Annotated in this window: 4 protein-coding genes; 3 read left to right on the top strand and 1 reads right to left on the bottom strand. The window is 72.9% G+C overall.

Features of this window, described 5'->3' with window-relative positions:
• Nucleotides 1-61 precede the first annotated feature (61 nt).
• Complete coding sequence (locus tag Sru02f_RS26235) at nucleotides 62-6985, bottom strand: glycoside hydrolase domain-containing protein (RefSeq protein WP_109028960.1); 6924 nt, start codon at nucleotides 6983-6985, stop codon at nucleotides 62-64.
• 395 nt (nucleotides 6986-7380) lie between these two features.
• On the opposite strand from Sru02f_RS26235, the gene Sru02f_RS26230 reads away from it, so the two are divergent.
• The 3 genes from Sru02f_RS26230 (at nucleotide 7381) to Sru02f_RS26220 (ending at nucleotide 14370) form a co-directional block, all read left to right on the top strand.
• Nucleotides 7381-8757: a hypothetical protein gene (locus Sru02f_RS26230; protein ID WP_164279282.1), complete on the top strand. Its 1377-nt coding sequence runs from the start codon at nucleotides 7381-7383 to the stop codon at nucleotides 8755-8757.
• Nucleotides 8751-10748, top strand: coding sequence for an MFS transporter (locus Sru02f_RS26225; RefSeq protein ID WP_109028431.1), 1998 nt, complete (start codon nucleotides 8751-8753; stop codon nucleotides 10746-10748). The genes Sru02f_RS26230 and Sru02f_RS26225 overlap by 7 nt, the downstream gene beginning before the upstream one ends.
• Nucleotides 10749-10836: 88 nt before the next feature.
• Nucleotides 10837-14370, top strand: coding sequence for a non-ribosomal peptide synthetase (locus Sru02f_RS26220; RefSeq protein ID WP_109028432.1), 3534 nt, complete (start codon nucleotides 10837-10839; stop codon nucleotides 14368-14370).
• The last annotated feature ends 83 nt before the right edge of the window (nucleotides 14371-14453 follow it).

Raw genomic sequence — 14453 nt, 5'->3', positions numbered from 1 at the left:
CCCGCCACGGACGTGCCGTGACGGGGCGGTGCACCGGGGCGGGGCCGCGGTCGACCCGCCGTCAGTTCACGGTCCGTTCCCACTCTCGGGCCGGCGACCAGAGACCGCCGCCGACATCGCCCCCGCCGCCACTGCCACCGGCGGTGCCGCCACCGCCGGTGTCCCGGAGAGCGCCCGGCCGGTGCGGATGCTGCTCCACCGGCCGGAACCCGACCGTGTAGGTGCGGGTGAACTCGCCGTCGGCCGAGGTCACCGTGAGGGTGCGGGTACTGAACCCGCGCTGGGAGGAGGAGACCGTGGAGCTGCCGGACGTCACCTTCACCCGCGCCCCCGAGGCGGCCGTCACGGCGCCGACGGCCGGGATCCGCCGGTTCCTCGGCCAGTCCACGACGTAGGTGCTCACGTCCGGGTCGAACCCGTCGAGCGCCACGCCCCCCACGGTGACCGCGGCGGCCTCGGCCACGCTCGCCGCGGTCGCGTCCGGGAAGTTGGTCACCGTGACCGACCCGTCGGCGTTCACGACCACGTCCGCCGCCATCGCCGCCGCCAGGTTGATCCGCTGCCAGCCCGGCCCGCCGGAGCCGGTGAGGTCGAGCGGGTATCCCGAGTCCGTCGCGGTCTGCTCCAGGACCTGGGTGCGCTGTTGCTCGGTGAGGTCCGGGAAGGCGGTGATCAGCAGCGCCGCCGCGTCGGACGGCGCGTCGAGGGCCTGCCCGGCCTCCCCGGTACGGGAGAACCCGTAGGTGAGCCGCTGGGTGTACCGGTCGACCTGCTGCGCCGTGCTCAGCCCGGCGTACGGGTCGCCCGCGCAGGCCGTGAGGGTGTCGCCGTAGCCCTTCTCCTCGCACCGCGCGAGCAGCACGTTCTCGATCTCGGTGTGGGCCTGGCCCAGCAGCTTCGCGAACTCCGGGTCCGCCCAGCGGTGCGCCACCGTGGCCTGGGCCGTGATGCGGCCGCCCATGACGTCGAGCGGGTAGTGGAACCCGAGGACGATCCGGTTGTCCCCGTACTCCGAGGCGCGCGCGAGGATCGACGGCGCCAGGTCGGGCAGCAGCGTGGCGAGGATCGTCCCGGCCTCGTAGCCGCCGTAGGTGTGACCGCTCGGGTACGAGCCCTGACCGGCGAGGCCGCTGTACGAGCTGTGCTGCGACTCGTAGACGGCGCCGCCGTCCCCGGCGAAGCCGAGCCGCACGTACGGCCGCAGGTACTGGTAGTGGTTCTTCGCCGCGTCGTGGGTGTCGAGGTTCTCGTTGACGCGGGAGAACAGCGCGCTGGTCTTGGGCAGGCGGCCCTCCTTCAGGGCTTCGCCGTACAGCGGGCCGAGCCGGGAGCCGAGACCGTCGGCCATCGTGACGGTGGCGCTGTTCGACGCGTCCACCTCGGCCCGGTCGACCTGCTTCTGCGTCGCCGCGTTGTTGACGCCAACGGTGATCCTGTCGTTCTCCGCGCCGAGCGGGGTGCCCGCGGGCACCTCCGAGTTGGCGCCGAGCGTGGCGGGGCCGAGGTCGTCGAAACCGGAGAGCAGGTGGGTGAACCAGTCGGACCCGTCCCCGGTCTCGGGCCACGCGTCCGAGGCGTAGGTGGCGTCGAGCGTGTCGTCGGGGAAGGGGGACGGCTCGTACTCCGCCGGGTCGGTGGCCGAGGTGGTGGACGTGGCCGGGGTGGTGGAGACCGTCGCCCCGGGGCCGTCCGAGCTGCCCGCCCGGGTCACCGCGGTCACGGTGGCGGTGTGGGCCTTCGCCCCGCCGGCCGCCGTGAGCAGCGCGGTGGAGGTGGTGCCGGAGACGTGCGCGGTGGTTCCGTCGTCCAGGGCCACGGTGTAGCCGACGACGGGGAAGCCGCCGTCACCGGCCGGCCGCCAGTTCACCCGGACCCGTTCGCCGTCGGTGACCACACCCGTGACGGTCGGGGCCTGCGGCCGGTTGTCGCCCGTGACGGCGGGCTGCGTCCGTGCGCTCCAGGGGGAGTCGCCGAGGGCGTTCACCGCGCGGACCCGCGCCGTGTACGACGTGCCGTCCGTCAGCCGGGTGAACACCGTGCTCCGGCTGTCCGGATCGGCGATCTCGACCTGGTGGCCGCCGCTGAGCGTGATCTCGTAGCCGGTGACCGGCGAACCGCCGTCGTCCTCGGGTGCGGACCAGGTGACCTTCACACTGGTGCCGGACGGGGCGGTGGACACCGCGCCGGGCGCGGCCGGCACCGTCCTGCGCTTCGTGGTGAGCGCGGACCTGGCCCGGTCGAGGGCCGCGTACCGTTCGGTGAGGGTGCGGTCCGTCGCCGCCTCGTCCGCCACGGCCGTCTTCGCCGCGGTGAGCGCCGTGGTGAACGCCTTCCACGAGGCGTCCGTGTAGCGCTCGTTGCCGAGGGCGGACGCCGTGGCGACCAGGTTCTCCAGCCGCAGCCTCGGCAGCGGCACCAGCTGGTTCGCGGCCAGGGTCAGGCTCCGGGTCCGCAGGTCGGCCTCGAGCTGTGTCGCGTCCTCGGCACCGAGGAGGTCGCGGGCGGCGGTGAGTTCGCGCCGGAACACCCCGAAGTCGATCGTGCCGTACCGGTCCGCGTCCTCGGCCAGGCCCTCGTACCGGTCCACCGCCTGCCGCAGCGCGGACAGGTCCGTCTTCGCGGGCGCCTCGACACGGTCGAAGGCGACCTGGCCGAGGTTGGCGACGTAGGGGTGCGAGGAGTCCGCGTTCGTGGTCAGCCGCAGGTGCACGGCGTGCGTGCCGGTGATCGCCTCCGGCAGGGTCAGGCTGGTCGTCCCGCCCGACGACCACGAACTGCCGGTGACCGGCAGCGGGACGGTCGCGTACGGCGTACCGGGGGCGTCCGGGTCGAAGGCGTCCAGGTAGAGCTGGACGGCGGAACCGGTCCCGCAGCGCGCGGAGTTGTTGACGTAGGTGAGCGTGACGGTGTTCTTGGGGGAGTCGCCGAAGTCGACGTCCCCGTAGTCGAGCCAGGCTCCGTCGTAGGTGCCGCCGAGGCTGGTGGCGGATCCCGCGCCGCTCCAGGTGGCCGGTTCGCTCTTGAGCCCGCCGCCGCTGTCGCCCTCGAAGGCCGTGGCGTCGAACACCACCGGGGCGTCCGCCTGCCGCGTCAGGGTGAGCGAGTGCACGTTGGCGACATAGGGCTGTGCGTCGGTCTGGGTGCTGGAGACGAAGACGGCGTAGACGTCCCGCGTGCCGTCGAAGACGTCCGGGTCGAGCCGCACGCTCGTGTCCGCCACGGTGCCCCAGCCCGAGCCGGTGTAGTCCAGCGGGACGGTGACGGCCGTCGGGCCGTCCTTCGCACCCAGGCGCAGTTCGATGTGCGAGTCCGACGCGGCGCGGGAGCGGGGCTTGTCGTAGCTGACGGTGACGGTGTCGGCGCCGTCACCGAGGACGGTGTCCCGCCACTCGGCCCACGCGCCGTTCGTCACGTTCTCGAAGACGCCGCCCGAGAGCTTCAGCGGGAGTGAACCGTCGCCGGTCGAGGTGGCGTTGGCCGTGGTGAGCGTGGCGAGTGTGGTGATCGGGGAGGACGAGGGGGCCGCCTCGGGCGAGAACTGGTACCAGTCGAAGTTCGACACCCACTGCCGCCCCGAGGGGGCGTGGAACACGAAGGTCGCGCCGGACGCCTCCAGCAGGGCCTGCGGGTCCAGGACCGCCGCCCGCACGGTGGTGTAGTACTGCCAGCCGCCGGTCCCGGGCAGGGAGACGGTGGCGACGACGGGGCCGTCGGCGTCCCCGGCGTGGATGTCCACGCTGCTCGGTTCCGCCGCCGCGGCCTGCGAGTTGGCATAGCGCACGGAGACGCTCCGCGGGGCGACCCCGCCGAAGTCGAGGTCCGTGTACTGCTCCCAGGCGCCCTCGGTGACGCCGCCGAGGTCGCCGTCGGAGTAGTACGCCTCCTTCACGAGGCTGGGACCCTCCATCCGGTCGGGGTCCTCGGCCTGGAGGACGGCGTAACCGCCCTCGTCCAGGGTGAGTGCGTCAATGGCCGAGCGGAGCGCGTCGTGCGCCGCCATGAGCGTGCCGGTGGGGGAGGCGGGGTCCGCGAGGACGGTCCGCGCGCGTTCCAGGGCGGTGCGGAAGATGCCGTAGGAGCCGTCGGAGTAGTTGCCCTCGCGCACCAGGGACGCCTCGTCGACCAGCGCGGCGAGGCTGCCGCGGTGCACGGCCGCGGCCGAGACGATCAGCGGGTCGGTCACGGACACGCCGGTGCCGGTCACCGTGGAGGCCGGTATGCCGCGCGGGAAGGCCCGGTCGCGGAAGGTGATGCCGAACCGCGCGTCGGTCCTCGTGGTGCCGGTGAGCCTCAGCGACGCGGTGCGCCGGCCGGTGACCCGGAGGTCGGCCGTGACGCCGTCCGGGAGACCGGTCACGCTCGCCGCGCCGGTCCCGGTGAGGCTGGTGCCCTTCCGCGCCGCGAACGAGGCCCTCCCGGACAGGCGGAGCCGGACGCTCGCGTCGACGGTGCCGTCCGCGGTGGTGCGGACGGTCTCCGGGCTGGCGGAGACGACCGTCGTGCCCCTGCCGGGCCCGTGGTCGTCGTCACCGTCGCCCGAGTCGGTGTTCAGCGAGTACGCGGGCTCGGTGCGGGCACCCCAGGACGACGGCCTGGAGCCCATGTCGAACTTCAGGGTGCCGCCGGCCACGATCTGCGAGTAGTCGAGCCACGTGTTGGAGAACCGCTTGCCGTTCAGCGCCGCGCTCTGCACGTAGTAGTCGTCCGGCGAGACCCCGTCGGCCTCGACGGTGAACCGGGCGCCGCCCGCGTAGGTGATCGTCGTGGAGTCGAAGAACGGGCTGCCGATCTGGAACTGGCTGGAGCCCGCGGTCACCGGGAACAGCCCGAGGGCGGCGGCGACGAACATCGTCGACATGGTGCCGGCGTCGTTGTCCATGGTCGGCAGGAAGCCGTCCGGGGCGAGTTCGTAGGCCTTGGTCCTCACCGGCGGCCGGAACTCGCCGCCGGAGCTGGGGGCTTCGTTCGTGGAGCCGGTCGCGATGTACCGGTTCCAGGTCTCGCCCGTGTAGATGGCGCGCACCCACTTCTGCGTCAGGCTCGGCTCGCCGACGTAGTTGAAGAGGTAGGGGGCCTGGAGGTCGATCTCGTTGGCGTTGGAGTGCAGCATGGTCGAGCCGTCGTCGGCGTCGGAGTCCTCGCCGAACATGTGCCGGATCGCGGCCCGGCCGGCCTTCTCGCCGCCCATGGCCTCGATGAGGCCGCCCATGTCGTACGCGTCGTACCAGTGGTACTGCCAGAGCGTGCCCTGGTAGAGCCTGGCCTCCTCGAACTTCTCGTAGTCGACGCCCTGCCAGTCGCCCTCGCCGTCGCGCGGCGTGAGCAGACCCACCTCGGTGCCGTCGGCCGCGGTCCAGGCGCCGGGCTTGACCAGGTTGTCGGTCGCCATCGTCGCCTGCTCGCGCAGCTTCTCGGCGTCCGCGTCCTCGCCGAGCGCGTCGGCGATGACGGACAGCGCCCACTGGTCGTAGCCGCGCTGGACCGTCGTACCGGGGTCACCGGCGACGTAGCCCTGCCGCAGCTGCGTCCCGGTGTAGTAGCCGGTGTACGACTTCAGCGCCGGGTACGCCTCGTCGAGCCGGTCGAAGTCCTTGAAACCCTTCGACAGGGCGTCGGCGATCACCACGGCCGAGCGCTCCCAGCGCACCGTCGGCACCGAGTGGGTGAGGCTGCCGGGGCTCTTGCCCGCGGCGTGCGCGTCGGCGAAGAGGATGACCGCGGACTGCACCATGTCCCGGTAGGTCGCCGGGTCGATGTAGGCCGCGACCGAGTACTTGCGGAAGTCGTCCCAGGTGGACCAGCCGTCGTAGTAGGTGAAGCCGTTCGCCTCGTGCACCGCGCCGTCGACGCCGCGGTACGTGCCGCTGGTGCTGGTGGCGTTCACCGGCAGCGCGTACATGCGGTAGAGGTGCGTGTAGAACTGCTTGGTGAGCGTCGAGTCCGGGTCGGCCCGCTTCGAGGCCTTCACCGCGACGGCGCCGAGCGTACGGTTCCAGTCCGCCTCCGTCCGGGCGCGCACCTCCTCGAAGGTGCGGCCCGCGACCTCCTCGTGCTGGTCGGTGGCGGCCTGTTCGGCGCTGATCGGCGACAGCGTGACGCGCAGTTCGACGTCGTCCCCGTCGGCCGGGTCGAACCCGAGGACGGCACCGGTGTCGGTGCCCTCCCGCGCCGTCGCGTCGCCCAGCGCGCCGTCGTCGCCCCAGGTGCGCAGCGAGGTCACGGGGACGTTCGTGGTGGCGTAGTAGTACAGGCGGTACGAGGCGCCGTTGAACGATCCGGCGACCAGGCCGCTGATCGCGGTCGTCCCGTCCTTCAGCCGTGTCGCGTCCAGCGTCGCGCGGGTGCGGCTGGTGAAGTTGTTGGCGAGGTCGAGGACGAGCTGGGGCCGCGCTCCCGCGGGGAAGGCGTACCGTTCGAGCGCCGTGCGGGTCGTCGCCGTCATCTCGGCGTCGATCGTCCCCGAGGGGGACCCGAGCCCCACCCGGTAGGAGCCGGGCGTCGCGTTCTCGTCGTCGTGGCTGTAGGGGTGCGCGTAGGTGCCGGTGGCCGGACGGCTGTCGTACTGCTGGGAGGTCGGGACGACCAGCAGGTCGCCGCCGCCGCCCGAACCGCCCACGCCGTCCAGGTTCGTGGCGGTGAACCCGGCGATGTGGTCCTCGTTGTAGTCGTACCCCGAGTGGTTGCGGCCCGGGGTCGTCATCGGGTTGACCTTGGCCAGGCTGTGCGGCGCCTGGGCGCCGGGAAGGTCGTTGCCGTCGTCGCCCGCGGTGGACACGAACGGGTCGACGAGCTTCGTGTAGTCCGTTCCGCCGGACGCCTCACCGGCCGAGGACGAGGCCGTCGTGACGGGTACGGCGACGGCGGTGCCGCCGCCCGTCAACGCGGCCAGGCCGAGTGCCCCGGCGAGCACCGCCGCGACCGTGGCCCGCAGGGCGGCCCGTGGGCTGGACGACCGTATCGGCGGTCTCTTGGATCTGTCGGGCATGACGAGCACGGACCCTTCCCTGTTGGACAACGTTGTCAAGCGGCTTCCGAAGCGCACGCTCCGGGTGAACGCTCCGCCATCACATAGGGAGAAGTCATACAACGGGGAAACGGAGTTCGTACAGAGGTTCACCCGGCCGCGAGCGCCGTGGACGCGGACCGCCGCCACCCGGTGTCCACGTAGTGGTATTTGCCGATTGCGTGCGACCCGTCGGCAAGATGTCCGCGAACCCGTGGGTCCGGCGCGGGATTTCTTCGCCCCGGACTCCGTGCCGGAGAGGCATCTTCCGGCGCGTCGAACCGGTGCCGGCGACCTGGCGATAGTGTTCCGCTCCAGCGGCTGGGGGGACGCGGAAACCCCCTGTGCGAAAGCGGCATCAGGACATGCGGGGGGGCATGGAGAACAGTCTCGGTTCATCGCGTCGTTCGTTCGACATCTGGAGTGAACTCGCCCCGTCCTTCCGTGAAAACGCCCTGGCCTCTTCGGCCGCCGGCGCGCGGAGCGTCCATGACGGAATCATCGGCTCCAAGGGGACCTGGCGCCCGGCGCGCCCGAGCTTCGTCGACCGGAGCCACTACGACGAACTGGGCCGCGTTTCCGCACGTCTGATGCGGTTGATCCTCGATTCATGCCGCCGCAGGGCCACCACGGTCGGCGAGCTCCAGGACGTGCTGGGGGTGGACGAGGCCGACACCCCACTGCTGTCGCGCACGGAACTGCTCGGCGACCACCTGCTCGTCGCCGCGCGCCCCGACATCGTCTACCGCGCCGGCGTCCCCCGGTTCGTCGAATTCAATATCGACGGTGCGCTCGGCGGCACACTCCAGGCCGATCTCCTCGCCGCGCGATTCCGCGATCTCTATCGTCCGCTTCCCGGCGGGGACCTTATCGACGCCCCGCCGTCCGCCGTGGATTCCCGTTTCGCCGAAATCCGTACGTCACTGGGGCTTTCGGAGGGGGCGCGGGTCGCCATTCCCGTGTTCCGAAAGGGCGCGGCACCCGGACTCGAGGACCCCGACGCGTTTCTCGCCTGGCTGGCCCCGATGTGCGAGAGCGGCCGACGGCACGGCATGGACACCGTCGCCTGCCCGATGGACCGGCTGGAGACCGGCGAGGACGACGTCCTGCTGCTCGACGGGCGGCGGGTGGACGCCGTGTTCCGGCTCTTCCTCAGCTTCGACCAGCCGCCGAGCCCCGGCCTGGACGCCCTGGTCCGCTCCGTGCGTGCCGGCCGGGTGCGGATGCACACGTCCGAGGCGACCTGGCTGCTCAGCGACAAGACCACGATGGCCTGGCTCTGGGCGGACAAGGAGGCGCTGCCCGAGGACGACCAGCGGCTGATCGAACGGCACCTGCCCTGGACGGCCCTGTTCCCCGCACCCGGCCCCGAGGGCGACGCGCTGCTGCGGCACGCCCTGGCCCACCGCACGGAGCTGGTCCTCAAGCCCGTCGGCGGCTACGGCGGCGGTGGCGTGGTCCTCGGCCCCGAGGTCCGGGACGAGGAGTGGCGCCGGGCACTGGAGGACGCCCGATGGGCCGGACGCCACATCCTGCAGACCCATGTGACGCCGGACCGGCTCGCGCTGGACTTCCGGGACCAGGAGACCGGCGCCCTGGAACACGCCGAAGTTCCCTTCGTCGTCGGCCCGTTCATGTTCGGCGGCGCCCCCTCGGGCGTGCTGGTACGGCACGGCGTCCCCGGCGGCGGACCCGTCCTCAACGCCCACCACGGTGCCCTGATGAGCTCCGTGGTGCTGGTGGACCGATGTTGAGTGCCACCCGGAGGGGACGGGAAACCCCGGGCAAGGAGCGGCTCGGCCCGCCGTTCCGGCTGTTCCAGTCCGCCGTGGTCTCCTCGGACCTCGCGGACGGCATCTACAAGATCGCGGTCCCGCTGCTGGCCCTCGGGATCAGCCGCTCCGCGGTCGCGGTCGGCGCGGTCGGCCTCGCCGTCCGGCTGCCCTGGCTCATCGCCACCCTGCCCGCCGGGGTGCTGGCCGACCGGTACCCGCCCCGCAGCGTCATGCGCTGGGCGTCGATGGTCCGGCTGCCGCTGGTGGCCGTCATGTGCGCCCTGGCCGCCACGGACCGGCTGCCGCTGTGGGCGCTGGTCGTCACCGCCTTCCTCATCGGCTGCGCGGGCATCTTCGTCGACGTGGCCGCCCAGTCCCAGCTGCCCCGGCTGGTCCCGATGGGGCAGCTTCCCAAGGCCAACGCCTCCCTCCAGTCCACCCAGATGTTCCTCGCGCAGCTGATCGGTCCGGCACTCGGCGGCTACGTGGTCGCGCTGGGCTCCGGCGGCGGACTGGCCGCGGTGGTCGCCCTGTACGTGGTCACCGTCTGGGCGCTGGGACTGCTGCCCGCGGCCGTCGAGCAGGCGGCGGCCGGCCACGCCCGGACGGCACCCGAACCGGTCCGCGCGGACGGGCGAAGGTCGTCGCTCGGATCCCTGGTCGCCGAACTCGGCGAGGGGCTGCGCTACTTCCGCGGCCGGGGGGACCTGGCCCGGCTCGCGACGGCCGCCGCCGTCAACAACCTGTCCTACTCGATGTGCCTGACCATGCTGCCGCTGTGGGCGGTGCGCCCCGGCCGGCTCGGCCTCTCCGAGACCGGGTACGGGCTGCTGCTCACCTGCCTCGCGGTCGGCAGCATCCTCGCCGGGCTGGTGACCGGACGCATCCTCGATGCGGTCGGCGACGGGCCGGTCATGCGGTTCGGCGCGCCGCTGCTCGGCCTCTGCTTCCTCGCCCTGGCCGTGCCCGCGGTGCCCGTGGTCGCCCTGGGGCTGTTCGTCTACGGGCTGGTGTCCATGGTCTGGAACGTGGCGGTGATCTCCTACCGCCAGGCGACCATCCCGCTGCCCCTGTTCGGCCGGGTCAACGCCGCCTACCGCTGGCTGACCTGGGGCGTCATCCCGTTCGGCTCGCTGTTCGGCGGCACCCTCGCCGCCACGGCCGGCACCACCTGGGTCTTCCTGACCGCGGGTGCCCTGCCCCTGGTCGCGGCGGCCCTGCTGCCCCCGCCCCGGCCGCGGACGGTCCCCGAAGCGCCGGTGTTCGACGCGCCGGCGTCTGAAGGACCGGTGCCTGACGCGCCTGTGCCTGACGCGTCGGTGCCTGAAGGACCGGTGCCTGACGCGCCTGCGCCTGAAGGACCGGTGCCTGACGCGCCGGTCCAGGAACCGCCGGTGCCCGAGGCGCCTGCCGGCGAAGCGTCGGTCCCTGAGGTGCCGGCCCTCGAAGGGGCGGTGCCTGGTGCGTCGGCCGCCGGAACGCCGGTGCCTGACCTGTCGGCCCACAGGCCGCCGGTCCTCGAAGCCCGGGACCACCAGGATCCGCCGGTCCTCGACGTGCCGGCCCACAAGCCTCCGGTGCGGGATGTGCCGGCTCACAAGCCTCCGGTGCGGGATGTGCCGCCCCACAAGCCGCCGGTGTCCGACGTACCGGCCCTCGGAGCGCCGGCCGCCGAAGCGTCGGCCGCCACAGCGCCGGTCCTCGAAGCGCCGTATCCCGACGCGCCGTATCCCGACGCGCCCGCGCGGACCGGTGAGGGCGTCGACGGCCCCGGCGGCACCGCGGCGGACGGACCGGCCGAGGCACCCGTCGGGCGACCCGACCACGCACCGGGAGCCGCGCGTACCGGCCGCCCACACCCGGACCGCCGGAAACCGGCGCTCACCGACGTCCCGGACGCGGCAGCCGCCGCCCGGCCCGCCGACCCGACCTCTCCCGGGGTGGACGCGGCCCGCGCCGCGCGGGACTGACGGGTCCACCGGACCTCCCCGCGCCCACCTCCTCGTACCGCCTTCCCTACCGCAGCCCGCACCGACCACACGGAAATGGTGTCCACGCATGTCGTTCCTGCATGACCTGCTCACGGCGCAGGCCGCCTCGGCCCCCACCCGCACGGCAGCCCTCCTCTCGGACTCGTCGGCCACCTACGGCCAGGTGGAGACGGAGGCGGACCGGGTCGCCGCGGCCCTCGTCGCCCGCGGAGTCCGCCCCGGCAGCCGGGTCGGACTGCACATGTCGCGCTCCCTCGCGCTGCTCCCCGCACTCTTCGGCATCCTGCGCGCGGGCGGTGTCTGCGTCCCGGTCGACCCCGAGGACCCCGCCGAGCGCCGCGCCACCATCCTGGAGTACTCGGGCGCCACGATCGTCGTCACCGAGCGCGCCCTCCTCGACGGGCCCGCGCCCGACGGCACCCGGCAGCTCGCCGTCGAGGACCTGCTCGACGAGGCCGCCGAACCGCTCACCGAGCCGGTGGAACTCGCCCCGGACGCACTGGCGTTCATCTTCTACACCTCCGGTTCCACCGGCACCCCCAAGGGCGTGATGCTCACCCACCGGGCCCTGCTCAGCGGACAGCGCTGGCTCCAGCGCACCTTCCCGCTCGAACCCGGCGACCGCCAGCTGCTGCGCACCACCCTCAGCATCACCAACCTGGTCCGCGAGGTGTTCTGGCCGGTGCTCTCCGGCGGCACCGTGGTCATCGTCCCGCCGGGCGACCACAAGGACCCCGACCGGCTGGTCGAGCTGATCAACAGCGGCTCCGTGACGACGCTGATGGTCGTCCCGGCGCTGCTCTCCGGCATCCTGGAGAACCCCGGCTTCGCCGCCAACACCTCGCTGAAGTACGTCTTCTGCAGCAGCGACGTGATGCCCGGCGCGCTGCCGGAGAAGTACTTCGCCACCGGCCTGTCCGCCCGGCTGTTCAACGTCTACGGACTCACCGAGGCCCTCTACAGCACCTACTGGGAGTGCCTGCCCGGCGCCGTGTACGACGGCTTCGTGCCGGTCGGCCACCCCGCCGAGCTGACCCCCCGGATCCTCGACGCCGACCTCGGCCCGGTCCCGCCGGGCGAGACGGGCGAGCTGTGCCTGGCCGGCGTGGGCATGGCCGAGGGCTACGACCGGCTGCCCCGGCTCACCGCCGAGAAGTTCGCCGACACCGACGGCGGCCGGGTGTTCCGCACCGGCGACCTGGCCCGGCAGTCCGAGGACGGTCGCCTCGAACTCCTCGGCAGGATGGACGACCAGGTCAAGATCGCCGGCTACCGGGTGGAGCTGGGCGAGGTCGAGGCCCGGCTGCTCGAAGTCCCCGGCGTCACCGGCGCCGTCGCCTCCGGGCTGCGCGGCGCGGGCGGACACCAGCGGCTGGTCGCCCACCTGACCTGCGACGGGGAGCCGCCCACCGCCGCCGCGATCCGCGCCCACCTGGGCGACCGGCTGCCGTACTACATGGTCCCGGCCGCCTTCACCGTCATCGACGCGATCCCGCTCACCCACAACGGCAAGGTCGACCGCCGTTCCCTGCACGAACTGCCGGGCGCCCACCTGGAACTGGCCGAGGACTACACGGCCGCGCGCAACGAACTCGAGAGCTACCTGTGCGCGCTGTGGGCCGAGACCCTGGACCTGCCCGCCGTCGGCATCCACGACAACTTCTTCGCGCTGGGCGGCGACTCCATCCAGGGCTTCCTGATCAGCGCCAAGGCCAACCGCGACGGCATCGGCCTGAGCGCCACCCAGGTCTTCGCCACCCCCACCGTCGCCGAGACCGCCGCCTTCATGGCGGCACAGGGCGACACCGGCCCCGCCCCGGCCGGCTCCCTCGACCCGCAGGGCTTCACCCTCGCCGAGGAGGACCTGGCCGCGGTGCGCGCGGCCGCCGCCGACCCCGACGGCATCGAGACGGTGTACCCGCTCACCGAGATGCAGAAGGGCATGCTGTTCCACTCGCTGCTCGACCCGGACTCCGGCGTCTACTTCGAGCAGTTCCTGTACGCGGTCGACGGCGAGGTCGACCTCGACGCGTACCACCGGGCCTGGCAGCAGGTCGTCGACCGGCACGAGATCCTGCGGGTCTGGATCGCCACCAAGGGCCTGTCCGAACCGCTCCAGGCCGTGCAGCGCACCGCCGAGCTGGGCTGGACCGTCCTGGACTGGTCCGACCGCACCGAGGCGGAGCAGAAGGAGCTGCTGGAGCGCTACCTCGACGAGGACCGGCGCCGCGGCTTCCCCTACGACCGGGCGCCCCTGTTCCGGCTGACCATGGTCCGGCTCGGCGCCACCACGTACAAGCTGGTGATGAGCTACCACCACCTGATCCTCGACGCGTGGTCGCTCTTCGTCCTGCTGCGCGACTCCCTGGAGATCTACCACTCCGGTCTCGAGGGACGGCTGCCCGAACTGCGCCCCACGCGTTCCTTCGGCGACTACGTGTCCTTCCTGGAGCACGAGGACATCGAGGGCGCCCGGGACTACTGGCTGGAGCGGCTGGCCGGCTTCCGCCGTCCGACCGTCATCGGCCGCTCCGCGCAGCTCGGCCTCTCCGCCAGCTCGCAGGAGATGCACGCCGAGGCCCGCCTCGACCTCGGCGAGGAGCTGACCGAGCGGCTGCTCGCGTACGGCCGCGCCAACCAGCTGACCCTGAACTCCCTGGTACAGGGCGCCTGGGCGGTGGTCGTGGGCGGGTGCAGCGGCCAGGACGACGTCTGCTTCGGCATCACCATCACCCACCGCCCGGTGGGGCTGGCCGGGGTCGAGGACATCGTCGGCATCTTCATCAACAGCCTCCCGATGCGGGTGAACCTGGAGCCCGAGCAGCCCGTCGGCCGCTGGCTGCAGCAGATCCAGCGCACCCAGGTCGCCGCCCGCTCCCACGACCACTACCCGCTGCCGCTGATCCAGCAGCGCACCGACCTGCCCAGCGGCCAGCCCCTGTTCGAGTCGCTGCTGATCTTCGAGAACTTCCCCCGGGGCACCGGGTGGACCGGGCGGGGCGGCGTCGACGTGCGCCAGGAGCGCTACGTCGGCTGGACCAACTACCCGTTCGCCATCGAGGCGATGCCCGAGGAGCAGCTCTTCTTCCAGGTCAAGTACGACCTGGCGTTCTTCGACGCGGAGTCGGTGGAGCGCATCCTGGGCGCGTTCCGCGGCGTCCTGGAGGCCATCGCGGACGGCGGCACGGCCCCGGTGGGCAAGCTCGCCGAGCACATCGCGGCGCACCGGCCCGGCCCGGCGGCCGAACCCCGGCCCGCGGACACCGGTGCGCGGGCGCTGTTCCCGGCCCGCGGCACCGCCGCGGCCGCCGGGGTCACCACGGCCCCCACCACCGAGGACGAGATCGCGCTGGCCGCGATCTGGGCGCAGGTGCTCCAGGTCGAGCAGGTCGACGTCCACACGCCGTTCCTGGCGCTGGGCGGTTCCTCGCTGGCGGCCATGCGGCTGGTGGCGCTCGCCCAGGCGGAGGGCTTCGACTTCGAACTGAGCGAACTGTTCGCCGAGGACGGCACCGTCCACCGGCTCGCCGCGGACGCGGACGGGGACGGCGACGCGGCCGCGGACGGCGACGCGGCCGGGGACGGCGGCACCGGACGGTAACGGAACCGGACGAAGGCGGTGGCCCCGTCGCGGGCGGGGCCACCACAGGGGCGACGACGACGGACACAGGTCGGAGGGGTACG

Source organism: Streptomyces rubrogriseus (genome assembly GCF_027947575.1).
Taxonomy (GTDB): domain Bacteria; phylum Actinomycetota; class Actinomycetes; order Streptomycetales; family Streptomycetaceae; genus Streptomyces; species Streptomyces rubrogriseus.
Note: the sequence above shows the minus strand (reverse complement) of the source record. Positions and strands in the feature narration are given on the sequence as shown.